Here is a 24456-nt window from a genome sequence, read left to right as displayed (position 1 = left end):
TTTGATTTCCAACTTCTACACAGTGTAGAACTGAGGCCGAATACTTGTATTTGAAATACAAGTTTCCATCCGGCCGGACGAAGGCCCCGGCCATAACCTCAGGAGTTCAGATGCTCTCGGACAAGTCCCGCCCCGTCATTGAGGCCACCCTGCCGCTGGTCGGCTCCAGGATCGGATCCATCACCCCGAACTTTTACGCCCGCCTGTTCGCGGCGCACCCCGAACTGATGGATGGCCTGTTCAGCCGCTCCAACCAGCGCTCCGGGAACCAGCAGCAGGCCCTCGCCGGGAGCATCGCAGCCTTCGCCACCCACTTGGTCAACAATCCGGGCACCCTGCCGGAGACGGTCCTTTCCCGCATCGCGCACCGGCACGCCTCCCTGGGCATCACCGAACCGCAGTACCAGGTGGTCTACGAGCACCTGTTCGCCGCCATCGCCGAAGACCTCGCCGAGGTGATCACTCCTGAAATCGCGGAGGCCTGGACCGAGGTGTACTGGCTGATGGCGCACGCCCTGATCAAGCTCGAAAAGGGCCTCTACGCCGCGCAGGCCAACGACAAAATGTGGACGCCCTGGCGGGTGGCAGCCAAGGCACCGGCAGGAACCGGGTCCATGACCTTCACCCTGGAGCCGGCCGACGACACCCCCGTCACCCCCGCCTTGCCCGGCCAGTACATCAGCGTCAAGGTGGCGCTCCCCGACGGACTGCGGCAGGTGCGGCAGTACTCGCTTTCCGGCGATGCCGGCACCAGCCGCATCTTCACCACCAAACTCGACGACGGCGGCGAGGTCTCCCCCGTGCTGCACCACACCGTCCAGGTGGGCGACGTCGTCGAGATTTCCAACCCTTACGGTGAGATCACGCTCAAGGACGGCGACGGCCCGGTGGTCCTGGCCTCCGCAGGCATCGGCTGCACCCCCACCGCGTCCATCCTGCGGTCGCTGGCCGAATCCGGCTCTGACCGGCAGGTGCTGGTGCTGCACGCGGAAAGCACCCTGGACAGCTGGGCCCTGCGCAGCCAGATGACCAGCGACGTCGAGCGTCTGGACGGCGCGGAACTGCAACTCTGGCTGGAGCAGCCGGTGGACGGCACCAGGCAGGGTTTCATGTCCCTGCGCGAAGTGGACCTCCCGGCCGGTGCGTCCCTCTACCTCTGCGGCCCGCTGCCGTTCATGAAGAACATCCGCAACGAAGCCATCAACGCGGGCATTCCCGCCACCAGGATCCACTACGAGGTCTTCGGCCCGGACATCTGGCTCGCGAGCTGAATCCACCCACGGCCCGCTCCCGGGCCCACAGTACGACGACGGCCCCGCACCTTTGGGGAAAAGGTGCGGGGCCGTCGTCGTACAGATAAGGGGGCAGCTCAGCCCAGGCGGGCCTTGAGGCCTGCCAGTTCGGACTGCAGGGCTTCGGGCAGCGAGCCCCCGAAGTTGGCGAACCAGTCTTCAATGGAGGCCAGCTCGGTAGCCCACTCGGCGGGATCGACCTTGACGGCCTCCTCAACCTGCGCAGCCGTCATGTCCAGGCCTTCGAGGTCGATGGCCTCGCCGGTGGGCACGTAGCCGATGGGGGTTTCGACGGCGTCCGCCGTGCCTTCGAGGCGCTCGATGGCCCACTTGAGGACGCGGGCGTTGTCACCGAAGCCGGGCCAGGCGAAGCCGCCTTCGGAGTTCCGGCGGAACCAGTTGACCAGGAAGATCTTGGGCAGGCGTTCCGGGTTTGCCTTGGCGGACAGGTTTACCCAGTGGTTCAGGTAGTCGCCTGCGTCGTAGCCGATGAACGGCAGCATGGCCATGGGGTCGCGCCGGACCACACCGACCGCGCCGGCGGCGGCAGCGGTGGTTTCGGAGGACAGGGTGGAGCCCATGAAGATGCCGTTGGACCAGCTGCGGGCCTCGGTGACCAGGGGAATGGTGGTCTTTCGGCGGCCGCCGAACAGGATGGCAGAGAGCTCCACGCCGTCCGGGCTGAAGTACTCCTCGGCCAACATGTCGATCTGGTCGATCGGGGTGCAGAAGCGTGAGTTCGGGTGGGCCGCGGGCTTGTCCGAATCCGGCGTCCAGGAGTTGCCCTGCCAGTCGGTAAGGTGCGCGGGCACCTCCTCCGTCATGCCTTCCCACCACACGCCGCCGTCGTCGGTCAGCGCCACGTTCGTGAAGATGCTACTGCCCTTGGCGATGGCCCGCATGGCGTTGGGGTTGGTGCCCCAGCCGGTACCGGGTGCCACGCCGAACAGGCCGGCCTCGGGGTTGACGGCCCGCAGCTCGCCTTCCTTGCCGAACCGCATCCAGGTGATGTCGTCACCGAGGGTTTCAACCTTCCAGCCCTTGATGGTGGGATCCAGCAGGGCGAGGTTGGTCTTGCCGCAGGCGGAGGGGAAGGCCGCGGAAATGTAGTACGTCTTCTGCTCGGGGGAGGTCAGCTTGAGGATGAGCATGTGCTCTGCCAGCCAGCCTTCGTCGCGGGCCATGACGGAGGCGATGCGCAGGGCGTAGCACTTCTTGCCCAGCAGCGCGTTTCCACCGTAGCCGGAGCCAAAGGACCAAATGGAGCGCTCTTCGGGGAAGTGGACGATCCACTTGTCCGGGTTGCACGGCCACGGGACGTCATCCTGGCCCGGTGCCAGCGGCGCGCCCAGGGAATGCAGGGCCGGGACGAAAAAGGCGTTGGTCTCGGTGATCCGGTTCAGGACATCCGTGCCAATGCGGGCCATGATGCGCATGGAGGCAACAACGTAGGCGCTGTCAGTGATTTCCACGCCAAACTTGGGGTCCTCGGCATCCAGGTGGCCCATGACGAACGGGATGACGTACATGGTGCGGCCGCGCATGGAACCGGCGAAGAGCCCGCGCAGCTTGTCCTTCATCTCGCGCGGGTCCATCCAGTTGTTGGTGAAGCCGGCGTCACGCCTGTTTTCCGAGCAGATGAAGGTCTGCTCCTCGACGCGGGCAACGTCGGCGGGATCCGAGAACGCGGCGAAGGAATTGGGGAACAGGTCCTGGTTGAGGCGCGTGAGCGTTCCGGCAGCAACGAGTTCGTCGGTCAGGCGGGTGTTTTCCTCTTCGGACCCGTCAACCCAGTAGATGCGGTCCGGCTGCGTAAGCTCAGCAACCTCTTCGACCCATGCCAGCAAGCCGGCATGTGTGGTGGGTGCTTTCTCAAGCAGCGGCTTCTGCGCCAGATCGCCCATTGCAGTTCCCTTCCTCGGGTTCATCGGTGTGAGCTAAATGCTATGGTCCGGACCACTGGAGTTTTTTGGGAGCTTGACTGACATCTCCGGTCACGAAAAGTGAATTCCGCGGAAATCCAAGGAATTTTTGCCGCAGAATCGCGGATTAAGTGACAAAGGTCACCTATACCGGTCTAGTTGCCGAGATTACAAGGGTTTCGATTTGGCACTACGGCCCCGCCTCGCGTAAAGTAATTCGAGGTTCGGGGAGAGCGGTTCTTCTCCCGGGACGCGGAATGCGCCCATAGCTCAGCTGGATAGAGCGTCTGTCTACGGAACAGAAGGTCAGGGGTTCGAATCCCTTTGGGCGCACCAACAAGGTCCGCACCGGCTCGCCGGTGCGGACCTTTTTTGTACCCTCCAGGCGCCGCGTCCCGGCTAGGCTGTGCACATGATGCCCGAGGCCGCTGAGCGCGAATTTGATGTTGTTGTTATCGGCGCAGGCGCCGTAGGGGAAAACGTGGCGGGCCGCGTGGTCCAGGCGGGCCTGAGCGCCGTCATGGTGGAAGCGGAACTTGTTGGCGGTGAATGCTCCTACTGGGCATGCATGCCATCTAAGGCACTGCTCCGGCCCGGCACCGCCCTGCATGGGGCGCAGACCACCCCCGGCGCCAAGGAAGCCGTCACCCGAACCCTGGACGCCGCAGCCGTCCTGGCCCGCCGCAATTACTTCACATCCAACTGGCAGGACGACAGCCAAGTCAGCTGGGCGGAGGACACCGGCATCGAGCTGGTGCGCGGCCACGGCTGGCTGACCGGGCCCAAGGCGGTTGAAGTGGCGGGCCTGGATGGGGCGCAACACCTGCTGCGGGCCAGGCACGCGGTGGTCCTGGCCACCGGGTCCACCCCCAACAACCCTCCCATCGAGGGGCTGGAGGACGTGCAGGTCTGGGGCACCCGGGAAGCGACCTCCGCGGCTGAGATCCCCGAACGCCTCACGGTCCTGGGCGGCGGAGTCGCCGGCACGGAGCTCGCTCAGGCCTTCGCCCGCCTGGGCTCGAGCGTTACCCTGGTGGCGCGCAGCGGCCTGCTGGGCACCTTTCCGGAGGAAGCGGCGGCGCTGGTTGCGGCGGGATTGCGGGCAGACGGCGTGACCCTCCGGCTGCATACGGCCACCGAACGGATCAGCGCAAACGAGGACGGCACCCTCACCGTCAGCCTGGGCGACGGAACCACCGTCACGGCAGAAAAGGTCCTGGTCTCCACCGGCCGGCACCCGGCGCTGGAAGGCCTCGGCCTGGAAAGTGTCGGCTTCGAGCCCGGAGAATCGGGCCACCTGAGCCTGTCCACGGACACCACCGGCCTCGTGGAAGGGACCCCCGGCGACGACGACTGGCTGTACGCCGTAGGGGACGCCGCCGGGAAGAACCTCTTCACCCACCAGGGCAAATACGAGGCCCGCGCCACCGGTGACGCCATCGCCGCCCGGGCCAAGGGCGGGCTCAAGGGAGCCCCGGGCGACTGGACCAGCTGCGCCCAGACGGCCAACCAGCACGCCGTACCCAGCGTCGTCTTCACGGATCCGGAACTGGCCAGCGTGGGGCGCACGCTGGAAACTGCCAGGAAAGACGGCTACAACGCCTCGTCCGTGGAGCTGCCCATCCAGGTGGCTGGTTCCTCCCTGCACTCCGAGAACTACGAGGGGTGGGCGCAGCTGGTGGTTGACGAAGACCGCAAAGTCCTCCTGGGCGCCACCTTCGCCGGGCCCGATGTGGCCGAGCTACTCCACGCCGCCACCATCGCGGTAGTGGGCGAAGTTCCGCTGGACCGGCTATGGCACGCAGTCCCTTCCTACCCGACCATCAGTGAGGTCTGGCTGCGGCTGCTGGAGAAGTATGGCCTGTGAGTCTTATTTGAACTGACCGGTCAGTTTTGTTAGTCTTGATGCAGACTTCTTCTGCGAAAGGCAAGCCTTGCTCTCAGCACACCAGCTCCAGGCCAAAGGACGCCGGGACCCGCTGCTTCCTCCCACGTCCCTGACGGTTGCGCGTGGCGAGCTGCTGCTCGTTGCCGGCGACCGGCAGGACCAGCGCACCGCGCTGGCACTCCTGCTCAGCGGCAGGATGAAGGCCACCGGCGGCGGGCAGCTCAGCTGGGACGGCAACTCCCGGACCAAGCAGCTCCGCCTCGCCGCGGCTCTGGTGGACTCCCCCGGCGTCAATGAGCCGGAAGAACACCTCAGCGTCCGTGACCTGGTCACCGAGGACCTGGCCCTGATCCCCCGCCGCTACCGTGGCGCCCTGCTCAGCCGGCCCTGGCTCAAGGTCAACCGGTTCGAAGACATCGCGGACCTGTGGACCGAACAGCTCGAGCCGCGGCGGCGGCTTGAGCTGCTCACGGCGCTGGCCCTCGCCAACCCGGGCACCGACCTGCTGGTGGTCGACTCCCCTGACCGGCACAGCGCGGATGACCTCACCTGGCTGCCGCGCCTCCAGGCGTTGGCATACGACGCCGGGCGCCCCCTCGCCGTCGTAGCGGCCGTCAGTGCCGTCCCCGCCTCGTGGGACGGACCGGTCGCCCACATCGGCAACGATGCACCCGAACCCGCGCCGGAACGGATACCCGAAACCGAACCCGATGCCCCGGCCGGCAAGCACTCAGCGGAGTCCGCGCCTGACCGGGAAAACCAGGAAACCGAACTCGAAACCGAGGTTGCCAAGTGACTGTCCTGCGGCTGGCCCGCTCCGAACTCAAGCGCATGACCGGCGGTCTGCTGCCCAAGCTGACCATCCTGGCGCTGACCATGGTCCCGCTGCTCTACGGTGCGGTGTACCTGTACGCGAACTGGGATCCTTACGGGCACCTCAACAGCCTCGACGCCGCACTGGTGGTCGAGGACTCCGGCGCCACCGCTGCCGACGGCACCCGGCTGGAGGCCGGAACCAAAGTGGCGGACAGCCTGGTGGAGGGCAACGTGTTCCACTGGGTTCCGGTGTCCAGCTCAACGGAGGCCGACGCCGGAGTCAGCAGCGGCCAGTACGCCTTCGCCCTGAAGATCCCCAAGGATTTCTCGGCAAACCTGGTCTCACCGGGCAGCTTTGATTCCGCGAGCCAGGCCATGCTGAACGTCACCACGAACGATGCCAACAACTACCTGTTGAGCACCATCGTGGACAAACTGACCACGGCCGTCCACACCACGGTGGCCAAGGAGGTTGGGGAGGAGACCGCCAACCAGCTGCTCACCGGCTTCGGCACCATCCACAGCAAGATGGTCCAGGCCGCGGACGGCGCCGCCCAGTTGGCCGACGGAGTGGCCACCCTCAGGGACGGAACGGTCACCCTCCACGAGGGCACCACCGCCTTGAGCAGCGGCGCCGACCAGTTGTACGCCGGCCAGCTGAAGCTGCGGGACGGCGCCAACCAGCTGACCGACGGCGCGGGGCAGCTCAGCAACGGATTGTCCACCCTGAAGGACAAGACCGCCACGCTGCCCTCCGATACCCAAACGCTTGCCTCCGGCGCGGCTCAGGTGGCTGCCGGGAACGCCCAGCTGAACACCAAGGTCCAGGATGTGGCGTCCCAGCTCGAGGCAGCCGACCAAGGACTGCGCGCCCGGGTGGTGGAGTCCAACAGCAGGCTGGTCGCCTCGGGTGTCCTGACCCAGGAACAGGCTGACAAGGTATTGGCTGATTTCGATGCCGCCGCAGCGTCCAGCCCTGTGGCAGCAGCCAAGGCCAAGATCCAGACAGACGCCGAACAGGTCCAGCAGCTGGCCGACGGCTCCCAGGCGGTCAGCGTCGGCGCAGCCCAGCTGGCTGCCGGGATGCCGGCCCTGAAGGACGCCATCGGGCAGGCATCGGCCGGGGCGAACCAGCTGCACACAGGGGCCGCAGCGCTGGCGACCGGTGAGCAGTCTGCCGTCGACGGCGCCTCCGGCCTTGCGGACGGGGCGCGGAAAGTGGACGCCGGCGCGGCCCAGCTCGCCGATGGTGCGGGCCAGGCCGCCACCGGCTCCCGTACCCTGGCCGACGAGATCGGAAAGGGTGCCGGCCAGGTTCCCAACCCGGACGACACGCAGAAGAGCAACCTCTCCCAGGTGATGGCCGATCCTGTGGCGGTCAGCAATGTCTCGCAGGCCAAGGCCGGTTCCTACGGCGCAGGGCTGGCACCGTTCTTCCTCACGCTCGCCCTGTGGATCGGGATCTTCATGCTGATCCAGGCGATGCGGCCCATCACCCAGCGGGCCCTGGCCTCGAACGCGCCCTCGTGGAAGATCGCGCTGGGCGGCTGGCTGCCGTTCCTGCTGGTCTCGGTGGTGCAGGCGTCCCTGCTGACCCTGGTGGTGGATGTGGCGCTGGGGTTGAACCCGGCGCACCCGGTCCTGATGTGGCTGTTCCTGCTGGCCGCGGCGATGGCGTTCAGCGCCCTTATCCAGGGGATCGTGGCCTTGTTGGGCTCCCCGGGCAAGCTCGTGGTGCTGATCCTGCTGGTCCTGCAGCTGGTGTCCTCCGGCGGCACGTTCCCGTGGCAGACCACCCCGGAGCCGCTGCATGCTGTGCACCAGGTCCTTCCCATGGGCTACGTGGTGACCGGGATGCGGCACCTGATCTACGGCGCGGACCTGTCCATGATTGTTCCCACCCTGGTTGGCCTGCTCGGGTACACGGTACTGGGCGCCGCCCTGTCCACCCTGGCGGTGCGCAAGAACAAGTACTGGACACTCAAGACGCTGAAACCGGAGATTGCCGTATGACCACCGAACCCCAGGCCGGGGCAAAAGCGCTCCGGCCTGCCCGGACCAACGCCACCCGCCAGAAACTCTTCGACGCCTCCATGGAGCTCATCGGCGAACGCGGGGCGGCCAACGTCACGGTGGACGAGATCGCCGCGGCGGCCGGAGTGTCCAAGGGCACGGTCTATTACAACTTCGGCAGCAAATCCGAGCTGATCGCCCAGTTGCTGCGGCACGGGGTGGACATCCTCAAGGCACGCCTGCTTGAGGCCGCTGACGGCGGCAGCGGCCGGGACCCGCTGCTGGCCATGGAAGCGATGATTGGCCAGGCCATGGACTTCATGGCCGAATACCCTTCCTTCGCCCGCCTGTGGGTCAGCGAGAACTGGCGGATCCCCAGTGAATGGCAGGGCACCTTTGCGGTCCTGCGCGGGGAGCTCCTCGCGGTCATCGGCCAGGCCGTGGAAAGCGTGGCCGCGGCGTATCCGGTGGATGGCTCGGTGTCCCGGGGCAGCCTGGAGACAGCCATCTTCGGCGCCTGCTTCGTGGTGGGCCTGGACCGGCAGACCTACAATCCTGAGCGCACCCGTGACCAAAGTGTTGCAGCAATCATGGCCATCATGCGCGGCTACGTCCTGGGGGAGGCCGCTCCTCGGGGATGATGGAGCACATGCGCCATACCGGAAAGAGCGGAAAATTTGCGGTGATCTGCGGCGTCGTCGCCGCCGGGCTCCTGGTGCTCACGGGGATGACCCTTGCGGAGCCGGTGTTCGTCGCGTTCCTTGGCGTGCTGGCGCTGGCGTACCTGGCTGCGGTGGCCGAAATCGTGGTCCGCCGCCGGCGCTTCGCCCTGCTCGCTGCGGGGACCGGAACTGCCCTTGCCCTCGGCTTTTCCCTGGCGTTCCTCAGCACCTGGACGCTGGCGTACGACGACCAGTCCTCCTTCCTGGGCACCCCGCTGCCCACCCGCGACCCGGACAACTACTTCCTGGGCGCCGGGGTTGCGGCCGTCGCGACTTTCGGAATCCTCTTCCTGGGCGCGCTCTGGCCGGGCCGGCGGCGCACAGCACCGGTCCGCAGGCCGGCCGGAACCACCAGGCGCCCGGCGGCCGCACCACGGGCGGGCACCCGGGCCACAACGCAGGGCACCGCACCGCAGCGCAACCCATCGCAGCGGTCCAGTCCTGCCCGCAGCCCGCGCGGTGCCGCACCACGGGCCGGCCAGGCGTCCGGGCCCCACGCATCCGGCATCCAGGCGTCCCCCGGTCAGCGGACGTCGGCCTCCCGCGCTCCCGCCCGCGGGACATCGGCGGCAGCCAAGCGCCCGTCGTCGTCCGCGTCTCCGGCCCCCAAACCGGCACCACGGCCCGGCAGCGGCTCAGCCCCGCGCCGCTGACGGCGCCCGCCCGTTCCGGTGATCACCGCGGTCGCGACGCCGCCCAGGAGAAGCAGTCCGCCCGCCAGTTCCGTTGCCGACGGCACCTCTGCGAGGACCAGCCACGCGGCGCTCATGCCCACCACCGGGACCAGGAGCGTGAAGGGCACCACGGCCGACGACGGGTGGCTGGCAAGGAGCCGGTTCCAAATGCCGTAACCCACCAGCGAGGCAAAGATTGCCGTGTACAACGCGCTGAACACGGTGGGCATCTGCAGGGTGGCCAGCGACTGCCACACCGTATCCGGGCCGTCCACCAGCACGGACAATGCGCCCAGCGGAAGCGGGACCACAGCCCCGGACCAGACCACCAGCCCCAGGCCGGAGGCGGCTTTGGCCTTCCGGGCCAAGACATTCCCGGCGGCCCATGACAAGGCCGCAGCCAGGACAATGACCAGCGGGAGCAGCGGCGCCACAGCGCTGCGTCCTGCCGCCACGACGGCGAGTCCGGCGACGCCCAGCACGACGCCCGCCAGCTGCCGCCGGATGGGGCGTTCGCCCAGGAAGCCCGCGGCTAGGAGGACTGTCAGCAGGACCTGCGCCTGCAGGACCAGGGACGCGAGCCCCGCGGGCATGCCCAAGGCCATGGCCAGGTACAGGAGGCCGAACTGACCCGCGCTCATGAAGAGTCCGACGCCGAGGATGGCCTTCCAGCCGACGTCCGGTTTCCTGATGAAGAAGATCCACGGGAACACCACCAGGACGAAGCGCATGGCGACGAACAGCAGCGGCGGGAAGTCGTGGCCGCCGGCGTGCAGCCCGAGGTCGATGGCAACGAAATTCAGGCCCCACAGCAGGGCGACAAGGACGGCAAGCAGGGAATCGCGCAGGTTCACAATCCATACTCTGACAGGACTAGGGATGAAGCACCAGCGCTGGTTTATACCGCGAATCATGTACCTTTGCTTCATGATTGATATTGGCTCCCTGCGGGCCCTCGCAGCGGTGGAGCAGCACGGTTCCGTCATTGCGGCTTCGGAGGCCATGGGGTTCAGCCCATCGGCCGTGTCCCAACAGGTGAAGAAGCTGGAGAAGGAAGCCGGCTTCGCGGTGCTGGAGCGCCGGGGCCGCGGCGTCCTGCTCACGGAGCGCGGACTGGCCCTGGCGGCATACGGCCGGCGCATCCTGGCCGAACTGGAGGAACTGCAGTCCACGCTCCTGGCAGATCCGGCCAAACCCAGCGGCAGCCTCCGGGTGGTGTCATTTTCCACGGCCTGCCGCGGACTGGTGGGCCCGCTGCTGGCACAGCTCGAAAAGTCAGGGGTGCCGTTGGGTATCTCCGTGCTGGCCGAGGATCCGCGGGAAGCCGTGGCCCGGGTGGCCAATGGGGAGGCGGACCTCGGCCTGGTGCACAATTGGAATTCGGTGCCCTTGGTGATCCCGGAGCATCTGACGCTGGAGTGGCTGTGCGAGGATGTGGCGGACGTCCTGGTGCACCGCAGCCATCACCTGGCGGGGCGCCCTGCGGTTGCACCGGCGGAGCTTGTTGACGAACGCTGGATCAGCACGCCGGCGGGGGCAATCTGCAACGAAGCCCTGCTGCGGATTTTCGCGGATTTGGGCCGGGTGCCGGACATCCGGGTGTACGATCCCGATTTCGCGACGCATATTGCGATGGTGGAGCAGGCGGTGGCGGTGGCGCTTGTTCCCCGGCTGGGGCGGCCGGCACTCCCCCGGGATGTGGTGGCCGTTCCGGTGGTCAACCCGGTCCAGGCCCGCCAGGTTGGGCTCATCCATCGCAAGACCATGACGGCCAGCCCCGGCATCAGGCACGTCGCGGGCCTGCTGCGGGAGATTGCCGCAGGCAGGGTTGCCGCTAGTGGGCCCGGGGAACTTTGAACCGGGTAATCCTGGCGTCCTGCCCATCCAGTTCCGCCCAGGGTTTCTCTGTCTCCAGCACGGTCAGCGCATTGGTGGGGAAGCGGGTGGCGGCATCCATGTAGGCGTCGTGGTCGGAGTCCCGGGAGGCGAGGTGCATTGCCAGGTCCTGCACGCCGGGCAGGTGCGCGATCAGCATCAGCGTGGTCACGGTGTCCGGCACGTGGTTGACCACGGTGAGCATCCGCTGCGCTGAGGCCGCATACAAGCCGTCTTCAAGCTTGGGCGTGGGCGCCTTGTCCCCCAGTTCGGAGCAGACCCAGGTGCACGTCTGCCGGGTGCGCAGGGCGCTGGAGCACAGGATGAAGTCGGGGACGATGTTGTGCTTGAGCAGCCACCGCCCGGCGAGCGGCGCTTCCCGGTGTCCGCGTTCCTCGAGCGGCCGCTCATGATCGGCCACCCCGCCCGGCCAGTCAGCCTTGGCATGGCGCATGATCACGAGGCGTCGAACGTGGTGCGAACTCATGGCCCAAGCCTAGCCAATCCCGTGGGCCCCTAAGATGGTCCCGCAAATTGCTCCCCGCCCGGTGGGGCAGGACGGGTGGAACCCGACGCTAGATGGAGTACTCGGGAGCGGCCCAGACAACAACTTCGGGGTGCTCGTAGAACCGGTAGCCCTGGCCGCGGACCGTGCGGACGGTATTGGCAAGGCGGCCCAGCTTGGAACGGAGGCGCCGGATGTGGACGTCGATGGTGCGCTCATTGGGCACCTCTTCGGCGTTGCGCCACAGCCCTTCGAGCAGTTCGTCGCGGCCCACGGTGCGGGTGCCGTTCTCAACGAGGTAGTTGAGGAGTTCAAATTCCTTGAAGGTGAGGTTCAGGGATTCACCATCGAGGTGGACTTCGCGGCGCGCGAGGTCGATCAGGACACCGGAGGGGCGCGGTTCCTGCGGCTGCGCAGGACGGGCGGCCTCGGTGCGCTGGCGGGAGTTGACCGTGGGGTCGCCGAACGTGGAACGGACGACGTCGAGTGCGGACCCGGGGGTGCCTGCCGGAGCTACCGCAACGGCGGCGTAGCTCTCGGCACCGGAAACCAGCGACTGGGCGTAGGCACGGATTTCCTGGGCGAGCTTGGCGATGGAGGTGCCGGCTGCTGCCGCGGTTTCCTCATCGATCCCCATGTACAGGACGAACCCGCGGGCCACATTGTCATTGGCCACCGGGCGGACAGCATTCGGACCGGCCACCACGGGCGTGGGGGCCGTGACGGGAGCGGCCTCGGCGGGCTGGACGGCGCGGAGCTGGCCGTAGGAGTTCGGGTTGTATCCCTGCGGGGCGTAGCCCTGCGCGGGGAAGGCGCTTCCGGAGGTGGGAGCGAGCGCCGGGCGGGGTCCGAAACCGGGGCGCAGGCCGGAGGGCTGGCCTGCCTTGGCGGCGTTACGGACGGAGATGTGGACGTATCCGGATGCAACTGACATGGAATGCTTACCTCAATGTGAATGGCCGCGTTCGCGGCTCGAATGCTGGATTCCCCGTCAACGCGGACCGGGGAGGGACGCCCGACGCTGGGCTGGGGGGCGAATGCCTAAGAACTTCAGGGGTGCGAAGGTCAGGCGTGCATTCGACAACAGCGCACGTCGGCAGCAGCGGATGTGCTGGGCCAATATTCTGCGGCTGCAGGTGCTGTTGAGTTCTTGTTCACATTGGAAGTGTGCAGCGTAACAATGCCAACTTGCAAGTAACAATGGACCAATTCGTCCACATGGTGAGACAAAACCGTCGATTGTGTTTTAGATCACTATTTCGAGATGGGGAAATAATAACGTTCGTTATCCGGAGGAAAGCCCCGGATAGCCGCCCACCCGGAAGATAATTCGACGGAACGCTAATTCTCCGAATCTCCCTGAAATTCAATCGCTTGACATAGAATCGACTGGACGACGGGAGTCCATGTCCAGTCCCGGTCCTGCCGGCGGCAGATTTTTTAGCCCTGACGGCGGGCGTGGGCCGGCGGCAGGACCTGCCTGGGAGTGGTACGGCATGCCGGGATCAGTTGCTGCTGGTTCCGGCACCTGCCGAGGTACCGGAACCGGCGGTGGCAAGCTGGATGGCTTGGACGGTGTAAGTGTCGCCGTCCTTGAGCGCGGTCACCCGAACGCTGGATCCCGCGGTCACGTTGGACAAGCTAAGCGTGCTACCAGTGGATGTGCCCCCGCGCTGCCTCATCCCCTGGGTGATCTGCACATCGGAGCCCACGGCATAGGTCCGGGAGAAGCCGTCCTCGCTCTTGACCGTCAGCGACGTGGCCGACACATCCGTCACCGTGCCCGCCTGGCCCGCCATGGTTACGTAGTTGGAACCTTCCAGGACCACATACTCGGAGTGGATGGCAGCGTTCAGGCCGGCCGCCCCCATCCCCAAGCCACCGGGGCCCCCGTCCATGCCCATGCCGCCGGCCGTGCCGCCGTTGGTACCGGCCTGGCTGCCCGGCCCGGCCATGCCGTTCTGCCCGCCGGGACCGAACTGGCTGACCGCGCCGGCGCCTTGGGCGTTGGCTGCTGAGCCCGAGCCGTTTCCGGCAGCGTAGGCGCCGGCGCCGGCCGCTGCGCCCAGGACCACGGCCGCGCCGCCAACCAGGAGTCCCTTCTTCGCCGTCCACGCACCTTTCGGCCCGCGGGACGCCGAGGTGGAAGCGTACTGCTGCGGTGCGCCCCAACCAGTGCCGCCGCTGTGCACCTGGCCGGTTGCCGGCGGAGTACCCCACCCTGCCGATCGCGGACCTTCCACGGGCGTTCCCCAACCCTGCGAAGGCTGCTCCTGCCCGACCGTTTCGTATGCTTCCCCGCCCTGGTTGGCCGGGAACTCCCGGTCGTGGGCCGCCGCGCCGTGGCCGCTGCCCTCTGGTGAGCCTCCCCAGACGGGGGCCGGCTGCCGGTTCTGCCCTGATGTGCCCGGGGCTGGCTTGGTGTTGTGCTCGTCCATTGTCATTCTCCAAGAAGGTCGAAACTGCTGGTGGTGATGCTGTCTGTTCCAACAGGCTCTGCCGAATTGCTGTGCAGAGGCTGTGCAGCAGGCCACCACGGCCTGTGACCTGCACGCTTCCGCCTGCACGGGCAGGCTCCTGGCCTCGGGTCCAGGTGGCTAGGCTGGAGCTCACAGCTGGAACACAGCAACGGCAAAGCACCGGCACACCGGTAGATCGGAGAGTTGTCCCATGGCATCCCCGCACTCCATGACCAACAACCTGCCCCAGCTCTCCCATCCCGACGGCTCTCCGATCCGGGCCCTGGTGGTCGATGACGAACCCAGCCTGTCGGAGCTGATGAGCATGGGCCTGCGCATGGCGGGCTGGTCCGTGGCCGTAGCCGGGGACGGGCCCACGGCCGTCAAGCTTGCCAAGGACTTCCATCCGGACGTCCTGGTGCTCGACGTCATGCTGCCGGGGTTCGACGGCGTGGAGCTGCTGGGCAGGATCCGCGCCTTCGCGCCGGAGGTGCCCGCGCTGTTCCTGACCGCAAAAGACGATGTCCAGGACCGGATCGTGGGGCTGGCAGCCGGCGGCGACGACTACGTGACCAAGCCCTTCAGCATGGAGGAAGTCCTGCTGCGCCTGCACCGCCTGGTCCAGCGCTCCGGCGTGGCCGCCATGGATACGGCCGAACTGGTGGTTGGCGACCTGGTCCTCAATGTGGACACCCGGGAGGTCACCCGGGCCGGGGAGGAAATCCAACTGACGGCCACGCAGTTTGAACTCCTCCGCTACCTCATGGAAAACCCCAAGCGCGTGGTGAGCAAGGCCCAGATCCTGGACCACGTGTGGGACTACGACTTTGGCGGCCAGGCGAACATCGTGGAGCTTTACATCTCCTACCTGCGCAAGAAGCTCGAAGCCAACCATCCGCCCATGATCCATACCGTGCGCGGAGCCGGCTACGTCATCAAACCCGCAGACTAGCCAAAGGAAACGCGTGTCTCTTTCCGGGGTTCCCCGGCCCACCGGCCGCTCGTGGTTCAACCCTGCCACCTGGCATCTTCGGACCCGCCTGATCCTGCTCTCCATGGCCCTCCTGGTGGCCATCTCGAGTGCGATCGGCGTGGTCAGCTACGCCTCGATGGACGTGGTCCTCTCCAAGCAGTTGGACGAGCAGCTGACCATGGCTTCACGCGGCCGCCCGCCCGAGGGCAATCCCTCGGGCCGACCGGATCCGCTCGACGCGCGGGGTCAAAGCGTGGGAACACTCAACGCCAGGGTGGTGGGTGGCCAGATCACTCGGGAAGCGGGTTTCCTGTCCGCGGATTTCACCCGCACGCCGCTGACTTCCCGGGACACGGCCACCCTGCAGGCCCTCCCCCGTGACGGCAGCCCGGTTGACCGGGAACTGTCCAACGGCGACTACCGGCTCATGGCGACACAGACCCCTTATGGCGACGTGGTGATCACCGGGCTGCCGCTGGCAACCAAGGAAAGCACCGAGGCCTCGCTGGTGTTGACGATGGTGCTGGTGTCACTGGGCGGCCTTGTCCTGATCGGGCTGGCCGGCACGGCGTTGATCCGCCGGACCATGCGGCCGCTGGAGCAGCTCTCCGACGTCGCCACCAAGGTTTCCAAGCTGCCGCTCGACGCCGGCGAGGTAGCCCTGGCGGTGCGTGTCCCGCCGTCGGCAGCGCATCCCACCACGGAAGTGGGCAGCGTGGGGCACGCGCTGAACCTCATGCTGGACAACGTCTCCAGCGCTCTCGAAGCCCGGCAACGGAGTGAGATGAAAGTGCGCCAGTTCGTGGCGGACGCCTCCCATGAGCTCCGGACCCCATTGACCGCCATCCGCGGATACACCGAGCTGATGCGCATGACCGAAACCCTCACCGAGGACGGCCAAAAGTCGCTGGGCAGGGTGCAAAGCCAGTCTGAGCGCATGACCGCCCTGGTGGAGGACCTGCTGCTGCTGGCCCGGCTGGATGAGGGCAAGGCGACCGAAACCACCGATGTGGACCTCACCCAGCTGGTGATCGAAACCGTCAGCGACGAAAAGGTCATGGCACCGGACCACACCTGGCAGCTGACGTTGCCCGATGAACCGGTAACCGTCCGCGGTGACACCACCCAGCTCCACCAGGTCCTGGCCAACCTGCTCTCGAACGCCAGGAAGCACACGCCGGCCGGCACCACCGTCACCACCGGGGTCATGCGCTCCGCCGACGGCAGCGTGGTGGTCACGGTCACCGACGACGGCCCCGGCATTCCCGCCGAGTTCCAAGGCAACATCTTCTCCCGGTTCACCCGGGCCGATGCCTCCCGCTCAGGCTCCGAAGGATCGTCCGGGCTGGGGCTTTCGATCGTCGAATCCATCGTCGCGGCCCATGGCGGCACCGTGGAACTCGCCTCCCGTCCGGGCAGGACCGAGTTCGCCGTCCGCCTGCCGGCAGCGGCAACCGCCACCTCCTGACTGCGAGCGCCGGCCGCACTTACACAGGCACGTCACAGGTTGCGCCTAAAGCCCTCAAATACGGCGGCGCCACTCTTGAGTCATGACGCTCACCGACTCCACTTCAGGAACCCTGCCGGACGCCGCGGTGGCGCCGGTGGGCATTCCATCCCGGGGGCGCGCCGGACGGCGCGCCCCCGTGGACACCCGCACCACCGCGCCGATCCTGGATGTGACCATCCCGGTCTTCAACGAGGAACGCGACCTGGAGGAATGCCTCCGCAGGCTCCACGCCCACCTGCTCGATTCCTTTCCGCACTCCTTCCGGATCACCGTGGCCGACAACGCCAGCACGGACGGCACCTTGAAGATCGCCGAACGCCTGGCCCGGGAGTTCCCCGAACTCGCGGTGGTCCACCTCGACGAAAAGGGCCGCGGAAATGCACTGCGCAAGGTGTGGCTGGCGTCGCCGTCGCCGGTTCTGGCCTACATGGACGTGGACCTCTCCACCGACCTTGCGGCCCTGGCACCACTGTTGGCGCCACTGATCTCCGGCCATTCGGACCTTGCCATCGGCACCCGGCTGACCCGCAACTCCCGCGTAGTCCGCGGACCCAAGCGGGAATTCATCTCGCGCGGCTACAACCTGATGCTGCACTCCTTCATGGGTGCCCGGTTCAGTGACGCACAGTGCGGGTTCAAGGCGATCCGCGCAGACGTGGCCCAACAGATCCTTCCGTACACCGTGGACAACTCCTGGTTCTTCGACACCGAGCTCCTGGTCCTGGCGGAGCGATGCGGCCTGCGCGTCCATGAGGTTCCCGTGGACTGGATCGACGACCCTGATTCAAGCGTTGACGTGCTGCGGACGGCGCTGGCGGACGTCCGGGGCATGGCACGGCTCACCCGCGACCTGCTCTACGGCCGCATCCCGGTTCCGGAGCTGCGGGCAGCCCTGGCGCGGGGGCCGCTGCCCGCCTCGTCCCGGGCGGCCGAGCAAACCCGCGGCAGCAGCCTGTTTGGCCAGTTGGTGCGCTTCGCCGCCATCGGTGCCGCGTCGACCCTGGCCTACCTGGCGATTTTCGTGTCCTGCCGCAGCTTCATGGATCCCCAACTTGCCAACTTCCTGGCCCTGCTGATCACGGCCGTGGCCAACACGGGAGCCAACCGGCGCTTCACGTTCGGCATCCAGGGTGGCAACCCGGTCCGCCACCACTTTGAGGGGCTGATCGTGTTCGGCATCGGCCTGGTGCTCACCTCGGGTGCGTTGGCACTGGTGCACAGGACGACGACGCCGGACCGGTGGGCGGAGATCCTCACCGTCGTGGCGGCGAACCTCGCCGCCACCGCCGTGCGGTTCCTGCTGTTCCGGCTCTGGGTCTTCCGGGAGCGGGCGCCGCGTACAGCACCCTCCACGCGCCCCGGTCCTTGGACGGGCCCTGGACCGGCAACACCAGCCGCCGGAACCCCCGCAGCTTCGTCCGCCGACGACACGACCGCCACCGCCCCCACAGAAACGGCAGCATCATGACCTCCACCTTTTCACCGGCAGGCGCCGGATCGACCACCGAATCAACCGACGGTCCACAGCACCCGTCAGGTGCCGCGGCTTCCTCTGCCGGCCCCGCACGCACCGGACCGCGCTGGACCCGCTACGCCTTCGGCGGCCAGCCCCGCTGGGTGCGGCCCTCGGCCGCCGGCCTCCTGGTGGCCACGGCAATCCTGTACCTCTGGAACCTGGCCGCCACCGGCTACGGAAACTCCTTCTATGCCGCTGCCATCCAGGCGGGCACCAAGGACTGGACGGCATTCCTCTTCGGATCGCTCGACGCCGGAAACGCCATCACCGTGGACAAGCCGCCCGCCGCGCTCTGGATCCCGGCCCTGGCGGGCCGTATCTTCGGCTTCTCGTCACTGAGCATGCTGGTGCCCGAAGCGCTCATGGGAGTGGCCGCCGTCGGCTTCCTGTACCTCGCTGTGAAGCGGGTTTCCGGTCCGGCGGCAGGCCTCCTGGCCGGCGGCGCCCTCGCACTGACGCCCGTGGCGGCGCTGATGTTCAAATTCAACAACCCGGACGCCATGCTCACCCTCTGCCTGGTGCTGGCGGCGTACTTCACCACCCGGGCCATCGAACGGGCCGGATGGAAGTGGCTGGTGGCGGCGGGGGCCGTGATAGGCCTGGCGTTCCTCAGCAAGATGCTGCAAGGCTTCCTGGTGGTTCCCGCGCTTGGACTTGCCTACCTGTGGGCTGCCCCCACACCGCTGGGACGCCGGCTGGTCCACCTGCTCGGCGCGCTGGGCGGGATCATCGTGGTGGCCGGCAGCTACGTTGCACTTTTCCAGCTGACGCCGGCCTCCGAACGGCCGTACATGGCCGGGTCCACCACCAACAGCTTCCTGGAACTGACCTTCGGCTACAACGGCCTGGCCCGCATCACCGGTTCGGGTGAAGGAATGCCCGGAGGTGGAGCCGGCGGCCCGGGCGGCGGTGCGGCGGGCGGCTTCGGCGGCGGAAATGCGGGATTCGGCGGCGCGGCCGGCCTGCTGCGGATGTTCGGGACCAGCTTCGGCGGCGAGGTGTCCTGGCTGCTGCCTGCCGCCCTGGTGCTGGTGGTGGCAGGCTTGTGGTTCACCCGCCGCGAAACGCGCACATCCCGGAGCCGCGCGGCCTTGATCCTGTGGGGCGGCTGGCTGCTGGTCACGGCGGGCGTCTTCAGCTTCATGAGCGGCATCGTCCACCCCTACTACTCGGTGGCACTGGCACCGGCCATCGCCGCGCTGGTGGGCATCGGCGCGGCGGAACTCTGGCGCGGCCGCGCGTACTGGCCGGCACGGACCACTCTTGCCGTCGTGGTCTTAGGCACCTCCATCTGGTCCTCGGTGCTGCTGGGCCGCGACGCGTCGTGGCTGCCGTGGTTGCGCATCGCCACCATCGTCCTTGGTGTCCTTGCCGCGGCCGCCATCCTCCTCCGCCTTGACGGCAAGGGCGCTGCGGGACGGTTCCGGCGCTCCGGGACGGCCGCCGTCGTCGTCCTCTCCTTGCTGGCCGGGGGCCTTGGAACGGCTGCCTGGACCTTGGCCACCGCCGCGTCCGCCCATTCGGGATCCATCCCGACGTCGGGGCCCGCAGGTTCGTCGGCGGGCGGTTTCGGCAACAGGGCTGCCGGCTTCCGGGACGACGCCGCGCTCCGTGACGACCGGACCGACGGAACGGATGCGGCAGCCGGTGCCGGCGGTTTTGATCCCGCGAACGGAGCAGGCGGCTTCACCGGGGCCCCCGGAGCCGGCGGGGCGGGTGGTCCAGGCGAAGGCACCGCCGATGCAGCCGTGACCGCACTGCTCACCGGCACCACCACGAAGTGGTCGGCGATTGTCTCCGGGGCCAGCCAGGCCGCCAGCCTGGAACTGGCCACGAACACCAGCGTCATTGCCCTGGGCGGCTGGAACGGCGGCGACCCCTATCCCACGCTCGCCGAGTTCCAGGCCATGGTGGCCAGGGGTGAGATCAGCTACTTCATCGAAGGCGGCATGGGCGGCGGCATGGGCGGCCGGGGCGGCAACTCCGAGGTGGCCGCCTGGGTGCAAGCCAACTTCCAGGCCCAAACCGTGGGTAACTCCACGGTGTACCAACTCACCAAGTAGGACCCCATGGCCAGCTCTAACTCCACTCCGGTGCAGGCTCCCTCCGCTCCCGCTGCCCCCGGCCCTGCTGCCTCCAGCCCTGCTGCCGCGGCCGGCGTGCGGCGGGAGCCCCCAGCCCTCCGGCACCGCCTGGAACTGGCAGCCGTGCTGGCAGCTACCGCCGTGCTGTACCTGTGGAACCTCGGGGCATCGGGCTGGGCCAACGCTTTCTACTCCGCCGCTGCCCAGGCCGGATCGCAGGACTGGGCGGCCTGGTTCTTCGGTTCCTCGGACGCCGCCAACTCCATCACGGTGGACAAGCCACCGGCGTCCCTGTGGATCATGGGGTTGTCGGTCCGGATTTTCGGCCTGAGCTCCTGGAGCATCCTGGTTCCTGAAGCCCTGATGGGCGTCGGCACCGCCTGGCTGCTGTACCTGGCCGTCCGGCGGGCCGCGGCACCGGCCACCGGTGACCCGCGCCTCGCCCACCGGGCAGGGCTGCTGGCCGCCGTTGCGCTGGCACTGACGCCCGTGGCCACGCTGATGTTCCGGTTCAACAACCCGGACGCCCTGCTGGTGCTGCTCATGACCGCCGCCGCCTATGCGGTGCTCCGCTCCGTGCAGGAGGACAGGCTGCGCTGGCTCCTGCTGGCAGGGGTTTTCCTGGGCTTCGGGTTCCTTGCCAAGCAGCTGCAGGTCCTGCTGGTGGTTCCCGGGTTTGCCCTCGCCTACCTGGTCGCGGCGCCCGCCAGGCTGGGCCGGCGGCTGCTGCACCTGCTCGCCGCCGGTGCCGCGATGCTTGCCGCGGCCGGCTGGTGGCTGGCCGTCGTGGAGCTCATCCCGGCTGCGGACCGTCCGTTCATTGGTGGTTCGCAGGACAATTCCATCCTGGAACTGACCCTCGGCTATAACGGCCTGGGCCGGCTGACAGGCGACGAGACAGGGAGCGTGGGCGGCGCCAACGGCTGGGGCGTTCCCGGGCTGTTGCGGATGTTCAACAGCGAATTTGGCGGCCAGATCGCGTGGCTGCTGCCCTCCGCACTGATCCTTGCTGCCGGCTTGCTGTGGGTGGGACGCCGGGCGCCGCGGACTGACGCCGTCCGGGCGTCGGTGCTCATCTGGGGTTCCTGGGTCCTGGTGACCGGCCTGGTCTTCAGCTTCATGGCGGGCATCATCCACCCCTACTACGCGGTGGCATTGGCGCCCGGGATCGCAGCCCTGGCCGGCCTGGGCCCGGTACTTCTCTGGCAGCACCGGCGGCAGGCCGCAGCGGCGGTCTTCCTGGCCGCCGCAGTGGCCGCGGCAGCCCTGATGGCATTCACCCTGCTGGGAACCACATCCGCCTACGGCCCGTGGCTGCGCTGGGTGGTGCTGGCGGCAGGCCTTGCGGCCGCAGCAGGAACAGGGTTGAACAGGTTCATCCGCCTGCGCTCCGTGCAACGGACGACGACGGCGCTCGCCATTGCGGCATCGCTCGCCGGCCCGCTGGCCTTCTCCATGTCGACGGCGGCGACGGCGCACAGCGGGGCCATTGTCAGCGCCGGACCGGCGACGTCGTTCGGCGGCCCGGGCGGGTTCGGCGGAAACCGGACCGGCGGGTTTGGCGCGGGCGGCACGTCCCGGCAGTTCAACGGCCAGGCTGGACAAGGCATGGGTGCCGGCCAGGGCGGGGCAGCGCAGGGCGGTCAGGGTGCCACCGGTGGCCGCGCCGGCGGGATGGGCGGCCTCCTGGGTGCGCCCACGCCGTCGGCCGGGCTCGTGGCCGCATTGAAGGACGGTGCCTCAAACTACACCTGGGCAGCGGCAGTAGTCGGTTCGAACAATGCCGCAGGTTACCAACTGGCCACGGAACTGCCGGTGATGGCCGTGGGCGGCTTCAACGGCACCGACCCCTCCCCCACGCTGGAACAGTTCCAAGCGCTGGTCTCCCAAGGCCGGATCCACTACTTCATTGCCGGCGGGACCATGATGTCCAGCAGCGGCTCTGACGCCTCCACCCGGATTGCACAGTGGGTGGAGTCCACGTTCCCGGCGCAAAACATTGGCGGGACCACGGTCTATATCCTGGCGGGATAACCCGGCGCCGGGGATCCGCCTGCAGCAAATCGACGCGCCATGATTCGTGACTTCCGTTACCCAAATGTGACTAATGCGCAATCTTCCTGTACCGTCGATTAGGTGCGGTCCCCGTTCGGGCCGCATATCCCGGGTTGACGCCAAGCTCTGCCGCTTCCCGGATTCCGCTTGAGCAACGGCAGAGGCGGGGGACCCACCGTCCCGGGCAATGATTGCCCTTGGGGTTAAGCCAGCACGTGTTTTTTCCGTGCGGCCGGATGCCCTCATCCGAACCCGACAGCTAACTCCGCAGGTGTGAGAGGCGATCAATCATGTCTAAATCCATGGCAAAACCATGCCTGCAAACCAAGGCAAAACATCGGGCCAAACCCCAGCCCGCCAAAAAGACCACCGTGGGCCGGCGTGTTGCGGTCCTCGCTGCATCATGCGCGGTGCTGGTTGGCGTTGGCGCGGCAGGCCAGGCGACCAACAGCATGACCCAGGCGTCGTCCACCGGGTCAAGCGCTTCCACGTCGGCGGCGGATGCCCAGATGAGCATCGAGAAGAGCGAAATCCGGTCCAACCCGGCCGCAAATCCTGCTCCTTCCGCCATCAGCGTGGCACCGCAGGCCGCGGAGCCGGCCCCCGCGCCCGCTCCCGCCGCCCCGCCGGCTGAAGCACCCGCACCTGCGCCGGCCCCCGCGCCTGAGCCTGCTCCCGCCGTCGCGGTTAACGATCCCGCGGGCGCCCAGGCCTACGCCGCCAGCCAGCTGTCCTCCTTTGGCTGGGGACCGGACCAGATGCAGTGCCTGCAGACGCTGTGGACCAAGGAATCCGATTGGACCACCACCGCCACCAACGCCAGCAGCGGCGCGTACGGCATCGTCCAGTCGCTGCCGGCGGAGAAGATGGCCAGCGCAGGCGCCGACTACCTGACCAACTACCGCACGCAGATCAACTGGGGCCTGGACTACATCAAGAAGAGCTACGCCTCGCCCTGCGGTGCGTTGAACTTCCACCTGGCACACAACTGGTACTAGGCACCACCAGCACCGGGCGCAACGCAAACCGCGGGCCGCATCATGTCGATGCGGCCCGCGGTTTGCGTTAACCGGCGCCCTGGACGTCGCCCGGCCCGGCGTTCCGCCAGGGGATGTACTGGACAGACCACTTGTTGCCGTCCGGATCGGCGAAGTACAGGAAGTGGCCCCACTGCTGTACATCCACGTCGCTGACGTCCACGCCGTTGCCCTTGAGCTGGCGGTGGGCAGCCTCGATGTCGCTGACCACCAGCTGGAGGTTGGATCCTGTGCCGGGCGGAGCGTCGGTGAGCCCTTCGCCGATGCAGATGGAGCAGGCGGAGCCGGGTGGCGTCAACTGCACGAAGCGGATCGACTCCGACGGGCGTTCGTCGTAGTCGGCGTTGAAGCCAACCTTGTTAACATAGAAATCCTTGGCGCGGTCCACATCGGATACAGGGACAAAGACGAGTTCTAGTTTCCAGTCCATCCGCACAGGCTAGCGGCGGGAACGGTTTTGAAAAAGGGTGGAACCTACCCGGCGATCCCGTACAGGCGGTCGCCGGCGTCGCCGAGGCCGGGAACAATGTAGGACTTCTCGTTGAGCTTCTCGTCGATGGAGGCCAGGACGATGTGCACGTTCGCGTCGCCCAGTTCCTCCTCCAGCTTGGCCAGGCCCTCCGGGGCTGCCAGCAGGCAGATGCAGGTGACGTCGGAGGCGCCGCGCTTGAAGAGGAACTTGATGGCCTCACGCAGGGTTCCGCCGGTGGCCAGCATCGGGTCCAGGACGAAGACCTGGCGGCCGGTGAGGTCCTCGGGGAGGCGCTCGGCATACGTGATGATGTCCAGGGTTTCCTCGTCCCGGGCCATGCCCAGGAAGCCCACCTCGGCGGTGGGCACCAGCTTGGTCATGCCTTCCAGCATGCCCAGGCCGGCGCGCAGGATGGGAACTACCAGCGGCGTGGGCTTGGTGAACGCGGTGCCGACCGTGGTGCTGACGGGCGTTTGGATGGTGACGGGCTCGGTGCGGACCTCCCGCGTGGCCTCATAGGCCAGGAGGGTCACCAGCTCCTCCGTCAGCTGGCGGAAGACCGGCGACGGCGTGTTTTTGTCCCGCAGGACGGTGAGCTTGTGGGCGACCAGGGGGTGGTCAACAACGAGAGTGCGCATCCCCT

General features: G+C 67.6%; 19 protein-coding genes, 1 tRNA gene and 1 riboswitch. Of the genes, 13 read left to right on the top strand and 7 right to left on the bottom strand.

The annotated features are described in order from the left end of the window. Window positions 1-110: 110 nt before the first annotated feature. On the top strand, window positions 111-1271 hold the full coding sequence (locus QRM96_RS18830) for a globin domain-containing protein (protein ID WP_285320564.1): 1161 nt from the start codon (window positions 111-113) through the stop codon (window positions 1269-1271). A 98-nt stretch (window positions 1272-1369) separates the two neighbouring features. Here the strand turns inward: QRM96_RS18830 and QRM96_RS18825 are convergent, their stop codons facing one another. Beyond that, the gene (locus tag QRM96_RS18825) at window positions 1370-3196 is read right to left on the bottom strand and encodes a phosphoenolpyruvate carboxykinase (GTP) (RefSeq protein ID WP_285320563.1); all 1827 of its coding nucleotides are present in this window, start codon (window positions 3194-3196) and stop codon (window positions 1370-1372) included. Window positions 3197-3473: 277 nt separating this feature from the next. Here QRM96_RS18825 and QRM96_RS18820 point away from each other — a divergent pair. From QRM96_RS18820 to QRM96_RS18800, 5 genes are all read left to right on the top strand, one after another. Beyond that, window positions 3474-3550 (top strand) — tRNA-Arg (locus QRM96_RS18820). Window positions 3551-3626: 76 nt separating this feature from the next. After that, a complete protein-coding gene (locus tag QRM96_RS18815; RefSeq protein WP_109044748.1) occupies window positions 3627-5081 on the top strand; it encodes a dihydrolipoyl dehydrogenase family protein in 1455 nt (484 codons plus the stop codon). Between the two features lie 67 nt (window positions 5082-5148). After that, the gene (locus tag QRM96_RS18810) at window positions 5149-5898 is read left to right on the top strand and encodes a P-loop NTPase family protein (RefSeq protein WP_285320562.1); all 750 of its coding nucleotides are present in this window, start codon (window positions 5149-5151) and stop codon (window positions 5896-5898) included. After that, a complete protein-coding gene (locus tag QRM96_RS18805; protein WP_285320561.1) occupies window positions 5895-7931 on the top strand; it encodes a YhgE/Pip family protein in 2037 nt (678 codons plus the stop codon). Before QRM96_RS18810 ends, QRM96_RS18805 begins: the two co-directional genes overlap by 4 nt. Further along, a complete protein-coding gene (locus QRM96_RS18800) occupies window positions 7928-8572 on the top strand; it encodes a TetR/AcrR family transcriptional regulator (RefSeq protein WP_285320560.1) in 645 nt (214 codons plus the stop codon). Before QRM96_RS18805 ends, QRM96_RS18800 begins: the two co-directional genes overlap by 4 nt. A gap of 604 nt (window positions 8573-9176) precedes the next feature. Here the strand turns inward: QRM96_RS18800 and QRM96_RS18795 are convergent. Beyond that, the gene (locus QRM96_RS18795; protein ID WP_285320559.1) at window positions 9177-10181 is read right to left on the bottom strand and encodes an EamA family transporter; all 1005 of its coding nucleotides are present in this window, start codon (window positions 10179-10181) and stop codon (window positions 9177-9179) included. A 73-nt stretch (window positions 10182-10254) separates the two neighbouring features. Between QRM96_RS18795 and QRM96_RS18790 the strand changes: the two genes are divergently transcribed. Further along, window positions 10255-11184, top strand: a complete 930-nt coding sequence (locus QRM96_RS18790) for a LysR family transcriptional regulator (protein WP_285320558.1) — start codon at window positions 10255-10257, stop codon at window positions 11182-11184. On the opposite strand, the gene QRM96_RS18785 is transcribed toward QRM96_RS18790, so the two are convergent. From QRM96_RS18785 to QRM96_RS18775, 3 genes are all read right to left on the bottom strand, one after another. Next, a complete protein-coding gene (locus tag QRM96_RS18785; protein ID WP_026264758.1) occupies window positions 11162-11689 on the bottom strand; it encodes a SixA phosphatase family protein in 528 nt (175 codons plus the stop codon). The two genes, QRM96_RS18790 and QRM96_RS18785, sit on opposite strands and share 23 nt — an antisense overlap. Before the next feature lie 88 nt (window positions 11690-11777). Then, the gene (locus QRM96_RS18780; RefSeq protein ID WP_133832681.1) at window positions 11778-12641 is read right to left on the bottom strand and encodes a winged helix-turn-helix domain-containing protein; all 864 of its coding nucleotides are present in this window, start codon (window positions 12639-12641) and stop codon (window positions 11778-11780) included. A gap of 571 nt (window positions 12642-13212) precedes the next feature. Beyond that, a complete protein-coding gene (locus QRM96_RS18775; protein ID WP_285320557.1) occupies window positions 13213-14145 on the bottom strand; it encodes a hypothetical protein in 933 nt (310 codons plus the stop codon). 232 nt (window positions 14146-14377) lie between these two features. On the opposite strand from QRM96_RS18775, the gene QRM96_RS18770 reads away from it, so the two are divergent. From QRM96_RS18770 to QRM96_RS18745, 6 genes are all read left to right on the top strand, one after another. Further along, window positions 14378-15118: a response regulator transcription factor gene (locus QRM96_RS18770; protein ID WP_018762397.1), complete on the top strand. Its 741-nt coding sequence runs from the start codon at window positions 14378-14380 to the stop codon at window positions 15116-15118. A gap of 13 nt (window positions 15119-15131) precedes the next feature. Further along, window positions 15132-16607 (top strand): sensor histidine kinase, encoded by a 1476-nt coding sequence (locus QRM96_RS18765; RefSeq protein ID WP_109044753.1) that lies wholly within the window; start codon window positions 15132-15134, stop codon window positions 16605-16607. Window positions 16608-16689: 82 nt separating this feature from the next. After that, window positions 16690-18117 (top strand): bifunctional glycosyltransferase family 2/GtrA family protein, encoded by a 1428-nt coding sequence (locus QRM96_RS18760; protein WP_285320556.1) that lies wholly within the window; start codon window positions 16690-16692, stop codon window positions 18115-18117. Beyond that, entirely contained in the window at window positions 18114-20228 is a 2115-nt protein-coding gene (locus QRM96_RS18755; RefSeq protein ID WP_285320555.1) for a glycosyltransferase family 39 protein, read from the top strand. The genes QRM96_RS18760 and QRM96_RS18755 overlap by 4 nt, the downstream gene beginning before the upstream one ends. Window positions 20229-20234: 6 nt before the next feature. Then, complete coding sequence (locus QRM96_RS18750) at window positions 20235-22283, top strand: glycosyltransferase family 39 protein (RefSeq protein ID WP_285320554.1); 2049 nt, start codon at window positions 20235-20237, stop codon at window positions 22281-22283. Window positions 22284-22428: 145 nt separating this feature from the next. Further along, window positions 22429-22589: riboswitch (cyclic di-AMP (ydaO/yuaA leader) on the top strand. 5 nt (window positions 22590-22594) lie between these two features. Then, window positions 22595-23302 carry an aggregation-promoting factor C-terminal-like domain-containing protein gene (locus QRM96_RS18745; RefSeq protein WP_026264763.1) on the top strand — a complete coding sequence of 236 codons (708 nt, stop codon included), beginning with the start codon at window positions 22595-22597 and terminating at the stop codon, window positions 23300-23302. Window positions 23303-23369: 67 nt separating this feature from the next. Here the strand turns inward: QRM96_RS18745 and QRM96_RS18740 are convergent, their stop codons facing one another. Together QRM96_RS18740 and upp are read right to left on the bottom strand one after the other, a co-directional pair. Further along, entirely contained in the window at window positions 23370-23771 is a 402-nt protein-coding gene (locus QRM96_RS18740) for a glyoxalase superfamily protein (protein WP_109044757.1), read from the bottom strand. 44 nt (window positions 23772-23815) lie between these two features. Then, entirely contained in the window at window positions 23816-24451 is a 636-nt protein-coding gene (gene upp, locus QRM96_RS18735) for a uracil phosphoribosyltransferase (RefSeq protein WP_109044758.1), read from the bottom strand. Window positions 24452-24456 lie beyond the last annotated feature (5 nt).

Source organism: Pseudarthrobacter sp. lyk4-40-TYG-27 (assembly GCF_030209295.1).
In the GTDB taxonomy this organism is placed as follows: domain Bacteria; phylum Actinomycetota; class Actinomycetes; order Actinomycetales; family Micrococcaceae; genus Arthrobacter.
This window is presented reverse-complemented; position numbering and strand designations above follow the sequence as displayed.

Coding starts and splice junctions, on each gene's coding strand:
- QRM96_RS18830 (WP_285320564.1), top strand. CDS start 111: ATGCTCTCGGACAAGTCCCGCCCCGTCATTGAGGCCACCCTGCCGCTG.
- QRM96_RS18825 (WP_285320563.1), bottom strand. CDS start 3,196: ATGGGCGATCTGGCGCAGAAGCCGCTGCTTGAGAAAGCACCCACCACA.
- QRM96_RS18815 (WP_109044748.1), top strand. CDS start 3,627: ATGATGCCCGAGGCCGCTGAGCGCGAATTTGATGTTGTTGTTATCGGC.
- QRM96_RS18800 (WP_285320560.1), top strand. CDS start 7,928: ATGACCACCGAACCCCAGGCCGGGGCAAAAGCGCTCCGGCCTGCCCGG.
- QRM96_RS18790 (WP_285320558.1), top strand. CDS start 10,255: ATGATTGATATTGGCTCCCTGCGGGCCCTCGCAGCGGTGGAGCAGCAC.
- QRM96_RS18785 (WP_026264758.1), bottom strand. CDS start 11,689: ATGAGTTCGCACCACGTTCGACGCCTCGTGATCATGCGCCATGCCAAG.
- QRM96_RS18780 (WP_133832681.1), bottom strand. CDS start 12,641: ATGTCAGTTGCATCCGGATACGTCCACATCTCCGTCCGTAACGCCGCC.
- QRM96_RS18775 (WP_285320557.1), bottom strand. CDS start 14,145: ATGGACGAGCACAACACCAAGCCAGCCCCGGGCACATCAGGGCAGAAC.
- QRM96_RS18770 (WP_018762397.1), top strand. CDS start 14,378: ATGGCATCCCCGCACTCCATGACCAACAACCTGCCCCAGCTCTCCCAT.
- QRM96_RS18760 (WP_285320556.1), top strand. CDS start 16,690: ATGACGCTCACCGACTCCACTTCAGGAACCCTGCCGGACGCCGCGGTG.
- QRM96_RS18755 (WP_285320555.1), top strand. CDS start 18,114: ATGACCTCCACCTTTTCACCGGCAGGCGCCGGATCGACCACCGAATCA.
- QRM96_RS18750 (WP_285320554.1), top strand. CDS start 20,235: ATGGCCAGCTCTAACTCCACTCCGGTGCAGGCTCCCTCCGCTCCCGCT.
- QRM96_RS18745 (WP_026264763.1), top strand. CDS start 22,595: ATGTCTAAATCCATGGCAAAACCATGCCTGCAAACCAAGGCAAAACAT.
- QRM96_RS18740 (WP_109044757.1), bottom strand. CDS start 23,771: ATGGACTGGAAACTAGAACTCGTCTTTGTCCCTGTATCCGATGTGGAC.
- upp (WP_109044758.1), bottom strand. CDS start 24,451: ATGCGCACTCTCGTTGTTGACCACCCCCTGGTCGCCCACAAGCTCACC.